The organism is Clostridium sp. 'White wine YQ' (assembly GCF_028728205.1).
In the GTDB taxonomy this organism is placed as follows: domain Bacteria; phylum Bacillota; class Clostridia; order Clostridiales; family Clostridiaceae; genus Clostridium_T.
Window position 1 is genome coordinate 187,473 of sequence record NZ_JAQYUU010000009.1, and the last position, 21,985, is coordinate 209,457.

Here is a 21,985-nt window from a genome sequence, read left to right on the forward strand (position 1 = left end):
CATAAAAAAATATTAAGAGGTGTAAGTTATGGGGTTTAAGTTAACTATTGAAAACTTTAATTTGTTACTAGAGAGATATTCTAAGGATTATAAGATATTTGCTCCAAAAATTCTAAAGGGAAAAGGAACTTTTTCGGATACGGACATAGTTAGATATGGAGAAATATCAGATATTGAGGAAGTAGAATTCAATCAAAAGTCAGCGTTTTCTTATAAGGAAACATTATTACCAATAACACAAACTTTGTTCTATTTTACTGAAGATCAGTGGATAGAGCCAAAGGAAGAGGAAAAAGGTGCACTAATTTTCTTAAGAAGCTGTGATATTCATTCTGTTAAAAGAATAGATGATATATATTTAAAGAATGGTGTAGAAGATCCATACTATAAAAAGCTAAGAGAAAAAGCAAAGTTTATACTTATTGGATGTGAAAATAGCTTTGATAATTGTTTTTGTGTAAGCATGGGAACAAATAAAACTGATGGACAAGATGCTTATGTAAAACTAGATGGAGAAATGGTTTACTTTGATGTAAAGGATTCACAACTAGAAGAGTATATAGGTGATTTGGAGAGAGAAACTGTGGATATATCACCTGATTTTGTGGACAAAAATGAAGTGACTGTGAATATTCCAGATAATCTAGATATTAAAGTTATGGATTCAGAAGTATGGAAAGAATATTCAGCTAGATGTATAGCTTGTGGAAGATGTAATTTTGTTTGCCCTACTTGTACATGCTTTACTACACAAGACATTTTCTATAAGGATAATGCAAAGGCAGGAGAAAGAAGAATAGTCTGGGCTTCATGTCATGTAGATGGCTATACTAATATGGCTGGTGGACATAGCTTTAGGCTAGATAAAGGCCAAAGAATGAGATTTAAGGTTTTACACAAAGTATATGATTATAAAAAGAGATGGGGATATCATATGTGTGTAGGATGTGGTAGATGTGATGATATTTGTCCAGAATATATCTCCTTCTCAAACTGTGTAAATAAATTAGATGCTGCAATGGATGAGGTGAATAAAAATGAGTAATGTGTATATGCCATTCAAAACTGAAATATTAGATATAAAACAACATACAGATATTGAATATACTTTTAGATTATCTTTTCAAGGAGAAGTTAAACCAGGACAATTTTTTGAATTATCTCTTCCTAAGTACGGGGAAGCACCTATCTCTGTTTCAGGAATAGGGGAGGGTTACGTAGAACTAACCATAAGAAGAGTTGGAGTTGTAACTAACGAGATATTTAACTACCATGTAGGTCAAAACTTATTTATGAGAGGACCTTATGGGAATGGTTTTGATACAGAAATTTATAAGGGAAAAGAACTTATTGTAGTAGCTGGTGGAACAGGTTTATCTCCTGTTAGAGGAGTTATAGACCATTTTGCTAAGAACAGGGATGAGATAAAGAAATTAACTTTAATTACAGGGTTTAAATCTCCAAAGGATATTCTATTTAAAGAAGATCTAAATGAGTGGGAAAAAACAATAGATGTAGTGTTAACTGTAGATGGAGCAGATGAAGATTATAAAGGGAATGTAGGACTTGTTACAAAATATATTCCAGAAGTTAAGGTTGAGGATATGGATACACTTCAAGTTATTGTTGTTGGTCCTCCGATAATGATGAAATTTGCAGTAGCAGAATTCTTGAAATTAGGGTTAAAAGAAGAAAATATATGGATTTCACATGAAAGAAAAATGTGCTGTGGAGTTGGAAAATGCGGGCACTGTAAAATAGATGATACCTATGTGTGTATAGATGGACCTGTATTTAATTATACAAAAGGAAAGCTATTAAGGGATTAGGGGGAATAGATGTGGATATAAATACTAAAGCTCTCAAAAAAAATGCTTTTAGGGTTACAAAGAAAAGAGGAATGACTGCCTCAAGAATAAGAGTACCAGGAGGCCATTTAAAGGCAGAATATTTAAGTCTAATTCAAGAAATTGCAGATAAGTATGGTAATGGTACAGTACATTTAACTACTAGACAAGGTTTTGAAGTACCAGACATAGATATGAAGGACATACCTGAGGTTAATAGATTGCTTCAACCTATTATAGAAGGACTAGAAATTAATCAAGAGGTACCGGGAGAAGGATATACTGCAGCAGGAACTAGAAATGTATCTGCATGTATAGGTAATAGAGTATGTCCTTTTGCGAATTATGATACATCTGGATTTGCTCAAAGAATAGAAAAAGATATTTTCCCTAATGACTTGCACTTTAAGATAGCTTTAACAGGTTGTCCTAATGATTGTATGAAGGTAAGAATGCATGACTTTGGAATCATAGGTATGACAGAGCCACAGTATGATGCTTACAGATGCATAGGTTGTCAAGCTTGTGTAAATAACTGCAAAAAAAGAGCAACCGGAGCATTAAAATTTGAAAACTTTAAAGTTGTTAGAGATCATGATAAATGTATAGGTTGTGGGGAATGTGTAGGAAAATGTCCAACAGGCGCTTGGACTAGAAGTGAAGAAAAGTATTATAGATTAGCTATCATGGGAAGATCAGGTAAGAAGAATCCTAGATTAGCAGAAGATTTCATTATCTGGGCAGATGAAGCTAGCATAAGAAAAATTATTCTAAATACTTATGACTATGTTACTGAATATATTGATAAAGAAGCTCCTGGCGGAAAAGAGCATATAGGATATATTATTGATAGAACTGGCTTTGAAGAATACAAAAAGTGGGCATTTAAAGATGTTGAACTTGGAGAAAAGGCTGTTGTTAAAGATAATATATACTGGAGTGGAATTAGATATTAACAAAATATATAAAATAATCCCCAAAATGATTTATACATTTTGGGGATTATTTCAAAATGTAACTTTGGGAACTTCAGTAGCTCCTTGAGTAGCCTTGAAATATTCTTTGTCTGGATATTTAGAACCAAAAAACATATTAACAAAAAATCTTTTTTTATAACTGTTAAAGTCTTGAACAGAATCATTATAGTCTTTTCTTGCAACAGCAATTCTATTCTCAGTGCCAGCTAACTCATCTTGAAGCCTCATAAAGTTTTCATTAGCTTTCAAAACAGGATAATTTTCTACAATAACATTAAGACTTCTAAGAGCAGTAGTTAATTCAGCATCTCCTTGAGCCTTCATAGCCGGAGAGGAAGTTCCAGCAATTTTCATTCTAGCATTAGCAATATCAGTAAATACCTTTTCTTCATGACTTGTGTAACCCTTCACTGTTTCTACAAGATTTGGAATTAGATCATTTCTTCTTTGAAGTTGATTATCTATTTGGCTAAAATTCGAGGCTACTTTTTGATCTTTTGAAATTAAATTATTATAACTAGTTATATATGTACCACCCAATATAGCTATAATAGCTATGACAACTACTATAGGTATTAATAAAGAAGAATTCCTTTTCATTTTTTTACCTCCTTAAGTCTATATTCTTACCATCCACCAGAGGATCCTCCACCGCCTGAAGAACCTCCACCGAAACCGCCAGATGAGCCACTGGAACATCCAAATGGACCGCCACCTCCGTAATAGCCACCCCAGAAACCTCCATAATATCTTCCGCCATTTCTTCCTCTAGGACCGCCACCACCAAACAGTCGAATAACTACTAAGAATAATATAATTGAGAATATAGGAAGAACGCCTTTAAATAAAGAGGATGTATTTTGAATATTTGTAGAAGTATCTAAATCAGAATTAGAGCTTGGCAGTGGATTATTACTGACATAGTTAGTTACATCTATGTTGTATTCCTGACCAATATCTAAAAGAATTCTGTTATATAGCGTTGTTATGCCTTTATCATATTCTCCAGCTTTAAAAAAACTTGATAATTCTCTCAAATATGTACCTGTTTTTGCATCGGGCAAGATTCCTTCTAATCCATATCCCACTTCAATCCGAAATTTTTGATCATTTTTTGAGATTAATATTAAGACCCCATTATTTTTTTCCTTACTTCCTATTCCCCATTGTCTAAAAAGAGAATTAGCATATTCCTCTATTGGGGTATTGTCCAATGAATTAATTGTTACCACTGCAATTTCAGCTGTAGTTTTATTTTTAATATCTTCAGAGGTTCGAAGTACATAATCCTTAGTATCTGAAGAAAACATTCTTGCATAGTCTTGAAAATAAATATTTGAAGTTGGTTTGGTAGGAATTTCTGATTTTTTATTAGTGCAGCTTATAAATAACATTGATATAATAACAAAAAATCCAAGGAAAAATTGTAGATTCTTTCTATTCATGATTACCTCCCAAAATAAAGACTTATAAACTGTATCAATGATAGTTTGTGTAAAATATACTAAGTTTATAAGCTAATTAAAGATTTTGATAATTGACAATAAAGAACGAGTATTATATATTAACATTGTAGATTTCATTAGAACCAAGGAGAGAGGTGCTTTGTGAGCGGGGTAGTATCTAAATAGATTAAATTAATATTTCTAAATAAGTTTTTAAATGAGGGTAAGTTATACCTTTATTTGTTATGGATTTATTTAGAGAATCTATGAAGATACAGAGCCATAAGTACTCCTTTAATATGATAGGAAAAGTCTATCATTTAATAAGTTTGCGTATTTTTAGCTATGGTGTATCCATAGCTTTTTTTAATATGGAAGATTATAATAGCTTTCAGAATTTACTAATGAAATCTTTTTTTCGTTGTATCTTCATAGAAGGATATGTTCTATGTAAGGAGAGAGATGAATGAATAATAATACATTGGAAAAACTTCAATTTGAGGAATTAAAGGAAATTGTAAGATCCTACTGCGTTAGTGGACTAGGGAAAAAACTGATTGATAAACTTATGCCTAGCACGAATATAAAGGTAGTTGAAAAAAGATTAAGCGAAACAAGTGAAGGTAGAGAATTATTAGGTTCAAGTAATTATGTGCCCTTGGATGGTATATTCAATATAGATAGTTTAATAACAGCTATTGAAAAAGGAGCTGTATTAGAGCCTGAGGACTTAGGGGTTTTTTGTAATTTTTTAAGAGGATGTAGAAAGATAAAAGAATATATGAAGGGTAAAGAATTTTATGCGCCTACACTAAGTTCTTACGGAGATAATATTACTGAATTAAGATATATAGAGGAAGAAATAGAATATTCAATTAGAGGAAATAGAGTAGATTCAAATGCAACTAAAGAACTAAAAAAAATAAGAAAATCTATTGATATAGTTGAAGGAAGAATACAAGAAACTCTAAATAAGTTTTTAAAAAATAGTGCGTATAAGAATTATATACAAGACTTTTTTATAAGTAAAAGGAATGATAGGTTCACTATTCCTATAAAGGCAGCATATAAAAACCATGTAGATGGAACTATAATAGAAGTTTCATCAAAAGGATCAACAGTATTTATAGAGCCTAGTTCTGTTTCTAAAAATACATCCGAGTTAATGGAATTAAAGGCTCAAGAATCGATAGAGGAATATAAGGTTTTGGCAGCTATAACTGAAATGATATTTGAAAATTTAAAACAAATTAAAATAAATACTGAGGTTATATCTGAATATGACATGATATTTGCAAAAGCTAAATATAGTAGAGCAATAAGTGGTATAAAACCAAAGTTAAATGATTATGGATATATAAATATTATTAAAGGGAAACACCCATTACTTGAGGGAAGGGTAGTGCCGCTTGATATAAGTGTTGGTAAAGACTATAGAACACTTATTATTACAGGTCCAAATGCTGGAGGAAAGACAGTAGTTCTAAAAAACTTAGGATTGTTAACTCTCGCGGCTCAAGCTGGATTCCATATTCCAGCAGGAGAAGGAACTGAGATATCAGTATTTGAAAAAATCTTTGTTGATATTGGAGATAATCAAAGTATTGAGAATTCACTAAGTACTTTTTCGTCGCATATTAAAAACCTAGCTTCTATGATAGATGGTTGTAACAAATCTACGTTAATTATTTGTGATGAAATAGGAAGTGGAACAGAACCGAATGAAGGTGCAGCTATAGCTATAGCTATTTTAGAAGAATTCTATCATAAAGGATGTATAACATTAGCAACTACTCATTATGGAGAAATAAAAAATTTCTCAGAGGGACATCAAGATTTTGAAAATGCTGCTATGCAATTTGAAAATGAAACTTTAGAACCTTTATATAAGCTAATCATAGGGAAATCAGGTGATAGCAATGCATTTTGGATATCTAGAAAGATGGGAATAGATGCTTCTGTAATAGATAGAGCACAAAGTTATATAGGAAATAAAGACTATAATTATAGCTTAGTGAGGGATAGCAAAGTTAAGAAGAACACTATGTTTGAAGGCCCAGGAGAGATTAAACAGGAGACTTATGAAGTAGGGGATAAGGTTTTGCTTCTTGAAAAAAATGATTATGGAATAGTATATAAGATAGCAGACAAACTTAATAACTTAGTAGTTCTATACAAAGGAAGCTTTATTGAGATAAATGAAAAGAGAATAAAATTAGAACTTAAAGCTAAGGATCTATACCCAGAAGATTATGATATGGATAGTTTATTTAGGAGTTATGAAGAGAGAAAGTTAGAAAGAGATATAGAAAGAGGTTCAAAGAAGGCATTAAAGAAGATACAGAAAGAAATTAGAAAAAATAAATAAAATTAATAGCCATTGCAGTATAATTATATGTAATGGCTATTATATTGAGAAAGTTTGAGGAGGTAAAGATGGATATAAAAATAAATAAAGAGTTTCTATTAAAAACTGCAAAAGAAATATTAGAATTTGATAGTCCTAGTGGTTTTTGCTTTGAAATTATGAAGAAAATAGAAGAATATGCAAAAGAATTTAATTATTCTTTTGAGACTACAAATAAAGGATGCGGGATAATCACTATTCCAGGTAAGTCTAGTGAAAAAGTAGTGGGGTTATCAGCACATGTAGATACATTAGGTGCGATGGTTAGGTCAATTACATCAAAGGGAACACTTAAATTTACTTTAGTTGGCGGACCTATAGTCCCAACACTTGATAGTGAGTATTGTAAAGTTAGGACTAGAGAAGGAAAAATCTATACGGGGACATTTTTAAGTACTAGTCCGGCAGCTCATGTTTATAAGGATAGCTCAACTAAGAAACGTGATGATGAGAATATGGAAATAAGATTAGATGAAAGGGTAACAAATAAAGAGGATGCTCAGAAATTAGGGATATGTGCTGGGGATTTCATTTTTATAGATCCTAAAACAACAATAACTAATAGTGGATTTGTAAAATCAAGATTTATTGACGATAAAGGTAGTGTTTCATGTTTAATGGGACTATTAGAACTTTTTAGTAGAGAAAGGATTGTTCCAACATATACAACTAAAATATTTATTTCAACATATGAAGAGGTAGGACATGGATCATCCTATATTCCTAGTGATATAACTGAAATGATAGCTGTTGATATGGGGTGTATAGGAGAAGATTTAAGCTGTACAGAATATCAAGTGTCAATATGTGCTAAGGACTCAGGCGGACCATATGATTATAATATGGTAACAGACTTAATAAATTTATCAAAAACTAATAAAGTAGATTATGCAGTAGATATTTATCCTATGTATGGATCAGATGTTGGAGCTGCGCTTAAAGGTGGAAATGATATAAGAGGAGCACTTATAGGACCAGGAGTACACGCATCTCATGGAATGGAAAGAACACACTATGATGCTTTTGAAAATACAATAAAATTGTTATACTTGTATTTAACCAAATAAGAGGAAATAAATTTAAAGATATAAAAAAAGGTAACTAGGGGATTAACACTTATATAAATATGTATATAAGAAATTAATCTTTTTGGTTACCTTAATCAATTTATTAAGAAAAGTTAGAAGATAACAAATCTTCCGCATTTGATTCGGATATGCCTTTGATTATAGAAATTTCACTAATCAATATTTTCTTTGCAGTGAGGAGAAGTTGTTTTTCACTACTATTTAAAGGTTTATTTTCTCCTAATAGCATTAAATCATGAACAACCTCAGATCCCTCCTTGATTCCACCTGTTTTAACCTTGGCCATATTAATGTGATATCTTTCTCTATAGCTAAGTTCCTGACTAGTAAATAACTTTTTTGTTTTAAAGTTAATTAGGACATCTTCTAGCATATTTTCATCACTAACAAGTCGTATACCGGTATTTGGCGCTTTGCTTAATGGCACCATTACCTGCATTTTATTACTAAGTATGTTTATTATGAAATACTTCTCTGGGGTACCAGAAACTTCTTTATCTTCTATGCCTTGAATTATACCAGCCCCTTGCATTGGGTAGATAACTCTATCACCGATTTGAAACATATAATTCACCTCCAATATAACCAATTAATATATTAATTATATCACTTTAATATGTTTTAGGCAAATATATTATAATAGCATGACATGGCAATGCTTGTCAATGCATTATTGTAAAAAAGTTAATTAGATAATAAAAGCTACTTAAAATGCTTTAGGTCTTATAGTTAAGCATCTTAAGTAGCTTATTTAAAGTAGATTAAATTATAAAAGAGAAGTTATATATGACTCAATATCAGAAGGTTCTATAGTAGATTCGAAGCGATTAATAACTTCACCATTCGTATTTACTAAAAATTTTGTGAAATTCCATTTTATTGAGTCTCCTAAAAGTGTCTCAGGATATTTTTCAGAAAGAAATGTTTTTAGAAATTTTCCTGTTGTAGTACTATCATCAATTCCCTTAAAAGGAGCTTTTGACTTAAGGTACTTAAATAAATCATGAGCATTCTCACCATTCACATCTATTTTTTGGAATATTGGAAAGGTAACACCATAATTTATTTCACAAAAATTTTTGATATCTTCACTAGTTCCAGGCTCTTGATTAGCAAATTGGTCACAAGGGAACCCAAGGATTTCAAATTTCTCATTTCCTAGCTTTTTATATAAAGCTTCTAAGTCCTTATACTGCGGAGTAAAGCCGCATTTGCTTGCAGTATTTACAATGAGTAAAACCTTGCCCTCATATTTTCTTAGAGAAACATCATCACCGTTTATATTCTTTGCTGAATAATCATAAATAGACATAATACTAAACCTCCATTAATTTAATAATATCTTTTTCAATTTTTGTTGGTGAAGTAGTTGGTGCAAATCTATCTACTACATTACCATTTTTATCAATTAGAAACTTTGTGAAATTCCATTTAATTTCTCCACCTAATATACCAGGTTTTTCTGTAGTTAAATATTTAAATACTTCATGAGCAGTTGGGCCTTTCACATCTACTTTTTCAAATAATGGGAAAGTTACTCCATAATTAATTTCGCAAAAGTTTTTAATATCATCACTAGTCCCTGGTTCTTGTTTTGCAAATTGATTACAAGGAAATCCAAGAATTTCAAACTTGTCATTGCCTAATTTTTTGTATATAGCCTCAAGGTCCTTATACTGAGGGGTAAATCCACATTTGCTTGCAGTATTTACTATAAGAAGAACCTTTCCTTTATATTCACTTAAGGAAACTTCCTTACCAGTTATTGATTTGGCTGAAAAATCATAAATTGACATAATAAATCCTCCTATTAATTGTCTTGTTGAATATATTATAGCATAAATTTAATTGTGTGCAATTGAATTTTATAAAATAATACTTTGTGAAATTATATTTTTAATTTATAATAAAATATGAGATATTATAAATTAAAAATACAGGAGATGTATAAAATGAAATATGAAGATGGATTAAAGCTAGAAAATCAACTATGTTTTTCAATATATGCAACATCAAGAGCTATAACAAAAATATATAGACCTTTTTTAGAGAAGTTAGGAATAACTTACCCTCAATATTTAGTGATGTTAGTACTGTGGGAAAAAGAAAATATAACTCTTAAGGCATTAAGTAATAGATTATATTTAGACTCAGGTACATTGACACCACTTCTTAAAAGATTAGAGGGGATGGAGCTATTAAAGAGGCAGCGTTCTAGTGAAGATGAAAGAATACTTTGTGTAAATATAACTGAAAAGGGTAAGGAACTTAAAAAAGAAGCATTAACTATACCAGAATGTATTTTAAAATCAATTAATATGGATATAGAACAGTTAATTAAATTTAAAAAGGATACAGATGAACTACTAGAAAGTATTAAAAATTTAGAACAATAAAATAATAAAAGGTTAATCCCCTCTCTCTTTTGGGCATGAATGGGAAAATATGCAAATTAAGAATGTTAGAAATATATATAAGGTTTAAGCCTATGTGTGACGATAAATAACTGAGCTTAAACAATAGGATAAGGGGAGGATTAACTAATGAAACAAGATATTAGACTTAGAGGGATACGTGCAAAATTAGTTGCAGGTTTTTTATCTATTTGCATTATTCCACTAATAGTACTAGGAATGTTTGCATATTTTCAATCAAAAGCAACTTTAACAAAAAAGTTTGAAGCAACAAGTGGGCAAACTATATCGGAAATTAATAAGGCTGTAGATAGTTTCTTAAATTCTAAAGTGGCTATGGTAAATATGGCATCAGGCAATGATAGCTTTACTGCATATGATGGAACTCAAGAAAAAGTTACTTCATTAAAGAATTACTTAAAGGATATGCAAGGAAGTAGTAAAGAGATAGTAGCTGCCTATATGGGAACTGAAAAAGGTGAATTTATTAGATATCCAGAAGCACAAATGGCAGCAGGATATGACCCAAGAGTAAGGGATTGGTACAAGCTTGCATTAAATAATGAGGGAAAAGCAATTATTACCAAAGCATACAAAAGTGCATCAACAGGTCAAATTATGGCTAGTGTAGCTAAAGCCGTAACTAAAGATGGGAAAGTTATAGGAGTTGTATCCTTAGACATAGATCTGAATGCTATGGCAGATAAATTTAAGGATTCAAAAATTGGAGATAGTGGATATGCTTATATAACAGATAGCGAGGGGATAATTTTAGCACATCCTAATAGCAAGATAATTGGAACTCCAGAAGCTACAAAACTTAGCATATGGAATGATATAAAGAATGGAAAAAGCGGTTTTATAAAATACAATTATAATGGATCTGACAAGTTTTCAAGTTATATAACCAATGACACTAGCGGGTGGAAGATAGTAGCTGCTATGAGTATTACAGAAGTAGACAATGATGTAAATGCAATAAGAAATATAATGCTTATAGTAATTGCAGCAGTTATAGTAATATCTATATTTGTATCACTTTATTTAAGTGGTGGAATGGCTAAGAATGCAAAAGAGTTAAGTAAAGCATTTAATGATGCCGCAAATGGAGATTTATCTGCAAAAGTAGATATCAAGTCTAAAGATGAATTTGGAGATCTAGGTAAAGATTTCAATAGTATGATTAGTAATATTGCAAGTTTGATGAGAGACGTCAAATTATCATCTGGAACTGTATCAGAAAATTCACAAGTACTTTCTACTATGGCAGGAGAAACAACAATTTCTATAACTCAAGTATCTAAGGCTATTGAAGAAATTGCATTAGGAGCAACTCAGCAAGCTCAAAGTTCGCAAGATGCAGCTAGTGATATTAGTGAATTGGCTACAGGAATTGATGAAATAACATCTACGACAAAAGATGTAGAAAATCTATCACGTAATGCATTAGAATTTGGTAATAAAGGATTAGACATGGTTATTGATTTAGCAGTTAAATCAAATAAAACTAAGAAATCTTCTATAGAAGTAAGTGAAATTGTTATGGAAATGAGTAGAAATACAGAAGAGATAAATATGATTTCAGATGCTATTGCAGATATAACAGAACAAACCAATCTTTTATCTCTTAATGCTAGTATAGAGGCAGCAAGAGCTGGAGAAGCAGGGAAAGGATTTGCGGTTGTAGCAGAAGAAATTAGACAATTAGCAGAACAATCAAAGAATTCTACTGAAGAAATAAGAAAAATTATTGAATCAGTTAAGAATATGTCAAAATCAGCAGTCAAAGCAATTGAAAGCTCTAATGCTATTGTAAATGAGCAAGAAGCTGCGGTGGTTGAAACAGAGAAGATATTTAATGAAATATTAACATCAATTAATGAATTAACTGATGGAATAAAGAGTATAATGAGCTCTACGTCAGTAATTGCAGCTAAGAAAAATAATGTAATTATGCAGATTGATAATATTTCAGCAGTATCCCAAGAGACAGCTTCTGGTTCAGAAGAAGTTTCAGCATCTGCTGAAGAGATAAATGCTACAATGGAAGAGGTTTCAAGATTTACAGAGGAACTTCAAGATTTAGCTAAGCTTCTTAACGAAGGTGTCAGCAAATTTAAAATTGGCTAATATCTTTAGTTGAAGAAAATACAATACTATGCTATTATGAAGGAGACAATTTAATAATAAAAAACACAGGGGTGTTGGTATTTGGCCAACTGAGAGAAAGAACTTATTCTTTTAACCCTATGAACCTGAACTGGGTTATTCCAGCGTAGGAAGTTGTTTTCTTTATTTTATAGAAGGTAATTTTAAGCACAAATCCTATGGATTTGTGCTTCTTTTATTAAAACGACAAACGAAGGAGGAATATGATGAAAACTAAAAAATTAACCATAGCATCTTTATTTATAGCAATTGGAGTAGTAACAGGAAATTTGATTTATATACCAATAGGAGCATCAAAATGTTTTCCTATGCAAGGCACAATTAATGTCTTATCAGGAATATTGTTAGGTCCTGGATATGGAGTTATAGTAGCCTTTTGTATTTCTCTATTAAGAAATATCCTTGGAACAGGAACTCTTTTGGCTTTTCCTGGAAGTATGATAGGGGCTTTCTTGGCGGGTTATCTGTATCTTAAGACTAAAAAAAGTTTTTTTGCAGTTTTAGGTGAAGTATTTGGTACGGGAATCTTAGGAGCGTTACTATCTTTTCCTATAGCAAAGCTAATAATGGGAAAAGAAGTAGGAGCACTATTTTATATAGTTCCATTTTTAATAAGTACTGTTGGCGGTAGTCTAATAGCATACTTATTAGTTAGAGTTTTAAGCTCTACAAAGCTAATATCATTAAATGGTAAAGATTTATAAAAAAATATAAATTAAAACAAGTCTATAATAAGTTTCAATTAGGTATAAGGAGGTTTTTATGAAAAAGGTATTAACTATAGCAGGATCAGATAGCTGCGGAGGAGCGGGAATACAAGCAGATCTTAAGACTTTTAGTGCTAATGGAGTATACGGTATGAGTGTTATAACAGCAGTAACTGCACAAAACACACAAGGAGTTTTTGATGTTCAAGATTTAGATGAAAAAATAATCAAAGGGCAAATAGATGCAATATTTACGGATATAGAAGTAGATGCTGTTAAAATAGGAATGGTTTCACAAATCTCAACGATAAAAGCGATAGCAGAAAAATTGAAGCTATATAAGCCTAAGAATTTAGTGTTAGATCCAGTGATGATATCTAAAAGTGGATATTCTTTATTGAAGCCTGAATCAGAGAGAGCATTAATAGATGAATTGATACCATTAGCTTATATAATTACGCCTAATGTTCCTGAAGCTGAGGAGATTTTAAAAGCAGTAAATTCAGATATAGTTGTAATAGAAACAGTAGAGGATATGGAAGCAGCTGCAAAAGAGATATATAAGCTTGGATGTGAAAATGTCTTGTTAAAAGGCGGACATATTGAAGGGGAAGCTATTGATGTATTATATGATGGAAAGGAAATTATACATTTCCAATCTGAGAGGATTAATACAAAAAATACTCATGGTACAGGATGCACCTTGTCTTCAGCAATTGCTTCTAATTTAGCCCTTGGATTAGATATTAAAGAAGCAGTTGATAAAGCTAAAAAATATATAACAGTAGCAATAGAGCATTCTTTAGATATAGGAAAAGGCGTTGGACCTACACATCATTTCTATGAACTTTATAAAAAAGGAGGATTACTAAATGAAGATTAATGAAGTAGTAGCCGGATTATTAGAGAAAGTAAGGGAAAAGGGCCCACTAGTGCATCACTTAACTAATTACGTAACAGTAAATGATTGCGCGAATATAACTTTAGCAATTGGAGCATCTCCTGTTATGGCTGATGATATAAATGAAGTTAAGGATATGGTGTCATTGGCATCTTCCTTAGTTATAAATATTGGTACACTTAATAGTAGAACTGTAGAGGCAATGCTTGAGGCAGGTAAAAAAGCAAATGAGCTAGGAATTCCTGTAGTATTAGATCCTGTAGGAGCAGGTGCGACACCTTATAGAACAGAAGTAGCAAAAAGAATCATAGAAAATATAAAGTTGTCAGTGGTAAGAGGAAATATCTCTGAAATTAAAGTTTTATATGGTATAGATACCATAACAAAGGGTGTGGATGCGGCAGAAAGTATTTCAGCAGATAGTGATAAACTTACAGAAGAAAAGGAATTTGCTAAAGCTGTTGCTAAAAAACTAAACACTGTTATAGCTATAACCGGAGCTGTAGATATAATAACGGATGGAGAAAAGCTGTATACCGTTGAAAATGGACATAAGATAATGTCTAAGGTTACTGGTACTGGCTGTATGTGTACTTCACTTATTGGCTCATATTTAGGGGCAGGAGAAGATTACTTACTAGCTGCTTTATCAGGCGTGGTATCCATGGGGATAGCAGGAGAGAGAGCGCATGAGAAGGTTGAAACAGAGGATTCAGGAACAGGTAGCCTAAAGGTTTATATACTTGATGAAATATATAAACTAAATACAGAAACTTTATTAAGTAGAGGTAAAATATATGAGTAAAGAAGTAGATTACACTCTGTATCTTGTTACAGATAGAGATATGCTAAAGAATCGAAATATTGTAGAAGCAGTAGAGGAAGCTATTTTAGGTGGGGTTACACTGGTACAAGTAAGAGAAAAAGACATAAGTACTTCTGAGTTTTATAAAGTAGCTAGTGAAATAAAGGAAGTAACAAGTAAATATAATGTGCCAATTATAATAAATGATAGAATAGATATTGCACTTGCAATAGAGGCAGATGGGGTGCATGTAGGGCAAAGTGATATGCCTGCTAGTATAGCAAGAAAATTGATAGGTCCAGATAAGATACTTGGAGTTTCAACTGCCACAATTGATGAAGCAATTAAAGCTGAAAAAGAAGGTGCTGATTACCTAGGAGTTGGTGCAGTATTTTCTACAACTACAAAGGATGACGCTAGAAATGTATCTTTAGAATTGCTTAAGGAGATTAAGGAAACTATTAATATTCCAATAGTAGCTATTGGTGGAATTAATTCAAAGAATGTTGATATGCTAAAAGAAAGCGATATTGACGGAGTTGCAGTTATTTCTGACATCTTAGCTAAAGATGATATAAAACAAGCAGCTAGGAATATTAAAGAGAAGTTTTAAGAAATTATGAACATTTTGTTGAAGAAGAGGATAAATTGCCTCTTCTTTTTTATTTTGTTTATTATTATGAGTTTAGAAAATTAGTGTGTAATTATATTAAAAAATATCATTAAAATATGTAGAAATGAGAAACAAGATTATTTTTACGAGAAAGTTTGTGAATAATATAACATATGTAAAAATTGAAAATAGTTTACAATACAAATAAAAATATAAAAAAACAAAAGTTTACAAAAAATTAACTTTTTAATATAAAGAAAATAATAATTCTAGCAAGTGGCGATTTTATTGAGGTCTCTAATATTTACATGTAATTGTAATTATTTGAAAATTAAGAAAATATATTTTTAAAGTTAAATATGAGTAAAAGTACCTATTGAATTTTAAAAATAGAGGTATAAAATATATGAAGAATAGTTAGTAAAAAATAGAAATAATACGGACATAAATACGATTAATAAACTCAAAATATTGATAATTATTTATCCAACTTAACGAGTTTAATATAAATTTTATATTAAATATATTAATTGCTTTGATGAGAGGGATGAGAGATGAATAAGGAACAACAAGGCATAGTAATTGACACTAAAGAAAATACTGCAAAAGTTAAGGTAGCAAGACATGGGGAATGTGAAAACTGTGGAGCATGCCCAGGAGACTTAGCATTGATACTTGAAGTGATTAATACTATTGGTGCTAAAAAAGGAGACAAGGTTATATTTGAATCAAAGGAAGAGGGGATGGTAAAGGCAACATTTATTGTATATGCATTACCTCTAATATTAGGAACATTAGGCGCAGTAATTGGGTGGTTAATTTCTAAAGTTGTAAATTTAGATAATAGCTATTTACAAGTGATAGGAGGGATTCTGGGTTTTATTATATCAATAGGTCTTATCATACGTGCTGAAAAGGATTCCAAGAATGATTTAAAGAAGGTTTCTAGAATTACAAAAATAATAGAGAAATAGTAGTTGACTTATGAGTATAAATCTTTTTTAAACTACTGACTAGAATTGAGGTGTTTAGATGTTAAAACTATTTAAAGGTGGAATTCATCCTAAGGATAACAAAATTTATTCGCAGGATAAGTCAATAGAAAAAGCACCAATACCGAATAGAGTAATAATACCTGTGAGGCAACATATTGGTGCTCCTTGTTCAGTTATGGTGGAACGTGGAGAAGAAGTTAAAAAGGGGCAAGTAATAGCATATAGTGAAGCATTTGTATCAAGTCCTATTCATGCGACTGTTTCAGGGAAAGTTATTGAGGTCGCAGATTATCCACATGGAGTTTTTGGAAAGTGTTTATCGATAGTCATTGAAAGTGATGGAAAAGATGAATGGGCAGAGGGAATTCCCATTAAGAGAGAGTGGGAAAACCTAGATGTAGAAGAGATAAAAAGTATTATAAAAGGGGCAGGAATAGTCGGAATGGGGGGAGCTACATTCCCAACTCATGTTAAGTTATCACCGCCCAAGGATAAAGTTGTGGATACACTAATTTTAAATGGTGCAGAATGTGAACCTTATCTTACAGCAGATTATAGAATGATGATTGAGTATCCAGAAGATATATTAATTGGAACTAAGATAACTATGAAGGTTTTAAATGTCTCAAAGGCTTATGTTGCTATAGAGGATAATAAACCAGAAGCTATAAAAGTTATGAAAGATATTTTCAAAGGAACAGAAATAAAGGTAGTTGCATTGCCAACAAGATATCCTCAAGGAGGAGAGAAGATGCTAATCAAGGCAGTGACAGGACTTGAGGTGCCATCAGGAGGATTGCCAGCAGATGTTGGAGTAGTAGTGCAAAATACTGGTACTATAAAAGCAATATGTGATGCAGTTGTACAAGGTATACCTTTAATCGAAAGAGTAACTACTGTTACAGGAGGAGCCATAGAAGAACCTAAAAATTTATTATTAAGAATAGGAACAACCTTCCAGGAAGCTATTGATCTCTGTGGAGGGTTAAGTGAGGTTCCAGAGAAAATAATTATGGGTGGGCCTATGATGGGGATGGCTCAATACTCAATCAATATACCAATAATAAAAGGGACCTCAGGAATACTTGCACTTACAAAATCTGAAATAAACATGAATAAGGAATCTAATTGTATAAGATGCGGTAGCTGCATTGAAGCATGCCCTATGGGATTGAATCCAAGTATGTTAAGTATTTTAGGAGAACGAAAGTTTTATGAAGAAGCAAAAAGTGATTATAACCTATTGGATTGTATAGAGTGTGGATGCTGTACTTACGTTTGTCCAGCAAAACGAAACATAGTTCAATATATTAAATTTAGTAAGTCACAAAATGCATTAAAAGCAGCAAAATAGATGGAGGAAGTTTTATGGAAAGTAGTATAGAATCTAACAAAAATTTGTTAAGGGTTTCTGCATCTCCACATATACGTTCTGAGCAGTCTATAAGTAAAATAATGTGGAGAGTTAATTTAGCTCTGCTTCCTGCGGGTATTTTTAGTGTATATCACTTTGGAATTAAAGCATTAGTAACTTTATTAACAGGAAGTATTTCTGCAGTATTAGTAGAATATTTAGTAGAAAAATTTATGAAAAAACCAATCACGATTAGTGATGGAAGTGCGTTTTTAACAGGTTTGTTATTGGCTATGTGTATACCACCTGATATGCCAATATATATGACTGCAATAGGGTCTTTTATAGCTATAGCAATTGCCAAACATTCTATGGGAGGATTAGGATATAACATCTTTAATCCAGCACATATTGGAAGAGCTGCTCTCATGGTTTCATGGCCAGTGTTTATGACTACCTGGAGAAGTATGAATTCAGCTGTAGATGGGGTATCAACTGCTACACCTTTAAATATTCTTAAGCAACAGGGATACGAAAAACTTATAGCTACATTTGGCAGCAAAACTGAAATGTACAAGGAAATGTTTTTAGGTAATAGGAATGGTAGTATAGGTGAAACCTGTGCTGTTTTATTAATTCTAGGTGGAATTTATTTAATATACAAAGGTTATATCAATTGGTTTGTACCTGTACTAATGATAGGCACAGTGGCAGCAATAACATGGATATTTGGGCCAAATGGCATGTTTACAGGGGATCCAATATTCCATATATTAGCTGGGGGGTTAATTATTGGAGCCTTTTTTATGGCTACTGATATGGTTACAATACCGATTACTATAAAAGGTCAGGTGATTTTTGCGATTGGAGCAGGGTTCTTAACTGCCCTTATAAGATTAAAGGGAGGGTATCCTGAAGGAGTTTGCTATGCAATTTTACTAATGAATAGTATTACTCCATTAATAGACAGATTTACTCAACCTAAAAAGTTTGGAGTAAGGGGGTAATGGGCATGAAGGAAGAACATAAAGAGAAGGAGTACAGTATTTTTCAAATTGCCTTTAATCTTGCCATTGCATGTTTAATTTCTGGAACAATTATAGCATTAACCTATTATAAAACTGCAGCGACAGCTGTACAAAAAAGTGAAGAACTTCTTAATCAATCAATGAAATCTTTAGTTACTGATGCTGAAAGTTTTAAAGCAATAGATGGAAAGACAGGTTGGTATAGTGCAGTAAAAGGAGATAAAGTTATAGCATATGTAGTTCCAACAGAAACAAAGGGATACGGGGGAACTATAAAATTGCTTACAGCCATAACTCCAGAAGGAAAAATAATAGATTATAACATAATATCCCATAACGAAACTCCAGGGTTAGGGGATAATGCTTCCAAAGATAAATTCAGGAAGCAATTTAATGGAAAAGATATAAATGGTTTATCTGTTGTAAAGGATCCATCAGACAAGGAACATATCCAAGCTATGACTGGTGCGACAATATCATCAAAAGCTGTTACTAAAGGTGTAAAAGAGGCAGCAGAACTAGTAACTGAATATAAGGAGGGAAAATAACATGAGAGAACTTTGGAAGATTTTTTATAAAGGGCTCTTTGATGAAAATCCGATTTTTAGATTGGCACTAAGCTTATGCCCAGCCTTAGCAGTTACAACCACTGCATCAAATGCACTTACTATGGGACTTTGCGTAATGTTTGTAATAACAGCCAATAATACAGTAGTTTCATTAACTAGAAAATTAGTTAATCCAAAGGTTAGAGTACCAATATATATTACTTCAATTGCTACAATAGTTACTTTGGTTCAGTTAATTTTACAGGCGTACTTTCCAGTTTTATATAAAAACCTTGGAATATATCTAGCTCTTGTAGTAGTTTTTGCAATAATACTAGCACGGGCAGAAGTATTCGCATCTAAGAATCCTATTTTCCCATCATTCCTAGATGGGTTAGGAATGGGCTGTGGATTTACACTAGCAATGCTACTAATTGGAGTAATTAGAGAATTTTTTGGAATGGGAACAATATTCGGAGTAACTATATTAGGAAGTTGGTATAATCCTGCACTGATATTTATTCTACCACCAGGGGCTTTTATGGTTATTGGATATTTGATAGGTGGAATGAAGCTACTAGATAAAAGAAAAGCAGCAATAGCAAGAAAAGGAAGTGAAGCAAGGTGAAGGATTATCTTATATTATTTATGAGTGCTGTATTAGTTAATAATTTTGTATTAACTAGATTTTTAGGATTATGTATATTTTTTGGAGTATCAAAGAGTTTAGATGCATCAATTGGAATGGGTATGGCAGTAACCTCAGTAATAACATTAAGTTCTATATTATCTTGGGTTGTATATCATTTTGTATTGGCTCCTTTTCACGTAACATTTCTAACTACGCTGATATTTGTCTTATTGATTGCTAGCTTTGTACAATTACTAGAGATGATAATTAAAAAATATCTGCCCACTTTATATGGAATGTGGGGAATATACCTACTACTAATAGCAACTAATTGTGTCGTACTAGGAGTACCATTATTAAATGCTGAATCAAATTATACCTTCTTAAAGAGTATAGTTTTCGCAGTGGGCTCGGGAATGGGTTTTGCGCTAGCAATTACATTGATGGCTAGTTTAAGAGAAAAATTGAGGTATGCAGATGTTCCAGAATCGTTGCAAGGAACTGGTGTAGCATTTATTTTAGCAGGTATGTTAGCGTTAGCTTTTCTAGGCTTCTCAGGCATGATATCAATTTAAGGAGGGAGTATTATGTTCAGTACAGCAATTGCCGTTATAGTTGTTATGGCTGTGGTAGGAATTATTTTTGGACTAGTACTAGCTATAGCCAATAAAAAATTTGCAGTGGAAGTTAATCCACTAATTGAAATGGTTGATGAAATATTACCAAAAGGACAATGTGGAAGCTGTGGATATGCAGGGTGTAAAGCTTATGCTGAAGCTGTAGTTTTAGATCCTAATGTTCCAGCCAATTTATGTGTGCCTGGAAAAATAGAAGTAGCTAAAAAGGTAGGAGAACTTACTGGAAAAGTTGCAGAAGAAATTGAACCAATGATAGCTCATGTAAGATGTTTAGGTTCAAAGGATAAGACTGTATTAAATTATAACTATGAAGGAATTGACGATTGTATGGCAGCAAGTTTGCTACTCGGTGGTCCAAAAGGATGTCAATATGGATGTCTAGGTTTTGGTACTTGCGTAAAAAATTGCCCCTTTGGAGCTATGACTATGGGGGATAATGGTATACCTGTTGTGAATAGAGAAATATGTACAGGTTGTAAGAAATGCCAAGAATCTTGTCCTAAAAAAGTAATTGAAATGATTCCTAAGGACTCTATTGTTATGGTAAACTGCAATTCTTTAGAAAAGGGAGCAGTGGCAAGGAAACTTTGTACTGTTTCTTGTTTAGGTTGTGGTATTTGTAGTAGAAGTTGTACCCATGGGGCTATAAAAGTTGAAAATAATCTAGCAGTTGTTAATTCAGAAATATGTATAAATGAATGTACAGATGCAGTTTGTACAGAAAAATGCCCTACAAAAGCAATAGAGATTATATTACCTAGCTTGAGAGAAGATATCAAAAAAGAAGAATCTGTGGAGCATAAGCCAGCAATTTAGTTAATGAATTTGAACTTAAAAATAGTACTATTAGTTTAAATAACTACTAGTACTATTTTTATTTAGGAAATATATATAGTTGTACCTTTTGGAATGTTATCATAGATCCATTTAGCATTTAAGAGAGCAAGTCTCACGCATCCATCAGAAATACGTTTACCTAACCTTCCATCGCGTATTGTTCCATTAAGATTGTATATTATTGAGTGAAATAAATAATTTCCAACTATTTGTGTGTAGTATCTGCATTTATACCATTTCTCTTCACCGAAGGATAAGCCTTTAATACCAACTTTAAAAGTACCCTTGGGAGTAGGGGTTGAAGGTTTGCCAATAGAACAACTATAACTATTTAAAAGTCTCCAGTTGTCTTTAGAACCTTGAAAAATATTTGTTTTAAAATTTTTAGTATCTACCCAAATAAGAAATGAGGTTGTACTTGAAAGATTATTTACAATGCTCGCAGCATTGCTCGAGTATTCAGCATCTTTCCTAAATAGGTTAGCAGTCTTGTCTAATGTAGGATTAAGAAAAGCTATAAGTATTTTTATAGGATATTTAAATGGTATTTTCATAGGTCACCTTTAATAAAGTCTATATAA

The 21,985-nt window shown here is 32.0% G+C and carries 24 protein-coding genes and 1 riboswitch; of the genes, 18 read left to right on the top strand and 6 right to left on the bottom strand.

The window, feature by feature from the left end:
• Positions 1-28: 28 nt before the first annotated feature.
• The 3 genes from asrA to asrC are packed head-to-tail and all read left to right on the top strand — an operon-like array spanning position 29 to position 2,803.
• Complete coding sequence (asrA, locus tag PTZ02_RS18215; RefSeq protein ID WP_274229179.1) at positions 29-1,045, top strand: anaerobic sulfite reductase subunit AsrA; 1,017 nt, start codon at positions 29-31, stop codon at positions 1,043-1,045.
• A complete protein-coding gene (gene asrB, locus PTZ02_RS18220) occupies positions 1,038-1,829 on the top strand; it encodes an anaerobic sulfite reductase subunit AsrB (protein WP_274229180.1) in 792 nt (263 codons plus the stop codon). The genes asrA and asrB overlap by 8 nt, the downstream gene beginning before the upstream one ends.
• Before the next feature lie 11 nt (positions 1,830-1,840).
• Positions 1,841-2,803, top strand: a complete 963-nt coding sequence (asrC, locus tag PTZ02_RS18225) for a sulfite reductase subunit C (RefSeq protein ID WP_274229181.1) — start codon at positions 1,841-1,843, stop codon at positions 2,801-2,803.
• 51 nt (positions 2,804-2,854) lie between these two features.
• Here the strand turns inward: asrC and PTZ02_RS18230 are convergent, their stop codons facing one another.
• Positions 2,855-3,424, bottom strand: a complete 570-nt coding sequence (locus tag PTZ02_RS18230; RefSeq protein ID WP_274229182.1) for a LemA family protein — start codon at positions 3,422-3,424, stop codon at positions 2,855-2,857.
• 26 nt (positions 3,425-3,450) lie between these two features.
• Positions 3,451-4,269: a TPM domain-containing protein gene (locus PTZ02_RS18235; RefSeq protein WP_274229183.1), complete on the bottom strand. Its 819-nt coding sequence runs from the start codon at positions 4,267-4,269 to the stop codon at positions 3,451-3,453.
• 466 nt (positions 4,270-4,735) lie between these two features.
• Between PTZ02_RS18235 and PTZ02_RS18240 the strand changes: the two genes are divergently transcribed.
• Positions 4,736-6,637: an endonuclease MutS2 gene (locus PTZ02_RS18240; protein WP_274229184.1), complete on the top strand. Its 1,902-nt coding sequence runs from the start codon at positions 4,736-4,738 to the stop codon at positions 6,635-6,637.
• 68 nt (positions 6,638-6,705) lie between these two features.
• Positions 6,706-7,743: a M42 family metallopeptidase gene (locus PTZ02_RS18245; RefSeq protein WP_274229185.1), complete on the top strand. Its 1,038-nt coding sequence runs from the start codon at positions 6,706-6,708 to the stop codon at positions 7,741-7,743.
• A gap of 103 nt (positions 7,744-7,846) precedes the next feature.
• On the opposite strand, the gene PTZ02_RS18250 is transcribed toward PTZ02_RS18245, so the two are convergent.
• From PTZ02_RS18250 to PTZ02_RS18260, 3 genes are all read right to left on the bottom strand, one after another.
• Positions 7,847-8,329, bottom strand: a complete 483-nt coding sequence (locus PTZ02_RS18250; RefSeq protein WP_274229186.1) for a CarD family transcriptional regulator — start codon at positions 8,327-8,329, stop codon at positions 7,847-7,849.
• 201 nt (positions 8,330-8,530) lie between these two features.
• On the bottom strand, positions 8,531-9,076 hold the full coding sequence (locus PTZ02_RS18255) for a glutathione peroxidase (protein WP_274229187.1): 546 nt from the start codon (positions 9,074-9,076) through the stop codon (positions 8,531-8,533).
• 4 nt (positions 9,077-9,080) lie between these two features.
• Positions 9,081-9,560, bottom strand: a complete 480-nt coding sequence (locus PTZ02_RS18260) for a glutathione peroxidase (RefSeq protein ID WP_274229188.1) — start codon at positions 9,558-9,560, stop codon at positions 9,081-9,083.
• A gap of 156 nt (positions 9,561-9,716) precedes the next feature.
• Between PTZ02_RS18260 and PTZ02_RS18265 the strand changes: the two genes are divergently transcribed.
• From PTZ02_RS18265 to rnfB, 13 genes are all read left to right on the top strand, one after another.
• Positions 9,717-10,160, top strand: a complete 444-nt coding sequence (locus PTZ02_RS18265; protein ID WP_274229189.1) for a MarR family winged helix-turn-helix transcriptional regulator — start codon at positions 9,717-9,719, stop codon at positions 10,158-10,160.
• 147 nt (positions 10,161-10,307) lie between these two features.
• Entirely contained in the window at positions 10,308-12,308 is a 2,001-nt protein-coding gene (locus PTZ02_RS18270) for a methyl-accepting chemotaxis protein (protein ID WP_274229190.1), read from the top strand.
• Positions 12,309-12,365: 57 nt separating this feature from the next.
• Positions 12,366-12,478, top strand: a riboswitch (TPP riboswitch).
• Positions 12,479-12,553: 75 nt separating this feature from the next.
• On the top strand, positions 12,554-13,051 hold the full coding sequence (gene thiW, locus PTZ02_RS18275) for an energy coupling factor transporter S component ThiW (RefSeq protein ID WP_274229191.1): 498 nt from the start codon (positions 12,554-12,556) through the stop codon (positions 13,049-13,051).
• 58 nt (positions 13,052-13,109) lie between these two features.
• Positions 13,110-13,937: a bifunctional hydroxymethylpyrimidine kinase/phosphomethylpyrimidine kinase gene (gene thiD, locus PTZ02_RS18280; RefSeq protein ID WP_274229192.1), complete on the top strand. Its 828-nt coding sequence runs from the start codon at positions 13,110-13,112 to the stop codon at positions 13,935-13,937.
• Positions 13,927-14,760, top strand: a complete 834-nt coding sequence (thiM, locus tag PTZ02_RS18285; RefSeq protein ID WP_274229193.1) for a hydroxyethylthiazole kinase — start codon at positions 13,927-13,929, stop codon at positions 14,758-14,760. The genes thiD and thiM overlap by 11 nt, the downstream gene beginning before the upstream one ends.
• The gene (gene thiE, locus PTZ02_RS18290) at positions 14,753-15,373 is read left to right on the top strand and encodes a thiamine phosphate synthase (protein WP_274229194.1); all 621 of its coding nucleotides are present in this window, start codon (positions 14,753-14,755) and stop codon (positions 15,371-15,373) included. The genes thiM and thiE overlap by 8 nt, the downstream gene beginning before the upstream one ends.
• Positions 15,374-15,927: 554 nt before the next feature.
• Entirely contained in the window at positions 15,928-16,347 is a 420-nt protein-coding gene (locus tag PTZ02_RS18295) for a SoxR reducing system RseC family protein (protein WP_274229195.1), read from the top strand.
• A gap of 58 nt (positions 16,348-16,405) precedes the next feature.
• Positions 16,406-17,722: an electron transport complex subunit RsxC gene (gene rsxC / locus PTZ02_RS18300; protein ID WP_274229196.1), complete on the top strand. Its 1,317-nt coding sequence runs from the start codon at positions 16,406-16,408 to the stop codon at positions 17,720-17,722.
• Between the two features lie 14 nt (positions 17,723-17,736).
• Positions 17,737-18,729 (top strand): RnfABCDGE type electron transport complex subunit D, encoded by a 993-nt coding sequence (locus PTZ02_RS18305; RefSeq protein ID WP_274229197.1) that lies wholly within the window; start codon positions 17,737-17,739, stop codon positions 18,727-18,729.
• Between the two features lie 5 nt (positions 18,730-18,734).
• Positions 18,735-19,298, top strand: coding sequence for an RnfABCDGE type electron transport complex subunit G (locus PTZ02_RS18310; protein ID WP_274229198.1), 564 nt, complete (start codon positions 18,735-18,737; stop codon positions 19,296-19,298).
• Position 19,299: 1 nt separating this feature from the next.
• Complete coding sequence (gene rsxE, locus PTZ02_RS18315) at positions 19,300-19,926, top strand: electron transport complex subunit RsxE (RefSeq protein WP_202769248.1); 627 nt, start codon at positions 19,300-19,302, stop codon at positions 19,924-19,926.
• Positions 19,923-20,504, top strand: coding sequence for an electron transport complex protein RnfA (locus PTZ02_RS18320; RefSeq protein ID WP_274229199.1), 582 nt, complete (start codon positions 19,923-19,925; stop codon positions 20,502-20,504). Before rsxE ends, PTZ02_RS18320 begins: the two co-directional genes overlap by 4 nt.
• Positions 20,505-20,516: 12 nt before the next feature.
• The gene (gene rnfB / locus PTZ02_RS18325) at positions 20,517-21,383 is read left to right on the top strand and encodes an RnfABCDGE type electron transport complex subunit B (RefSeq protein WP_274229200.1); all 867 of its coding nucleotides are present in this window, start codon (positions 20,517-20,519) and stop codon (positions 21,381-21,383) included.
• Between the two features lie 62 nt (positions 21,384-21,445).
• Here the strand turns inward: rnfB and PTZ02_RS18330 are convergent, their stop codons facing one another.
• The gene (locus PTZ02_RS18330; RefSeq protein ID WP_274229201.1) at positions 21,446-21,958 is read right to left on the bottom strand and encodes a L,D-transpeptidase; all 513 of its coding nucleotides are present in this window, start codon (positions 21,956-21,958) and stop codon (positions 21,446-21,448) included.
• Between the last annotated feature and the right edge of the window lie 27 nt (positions 21,959-21,985).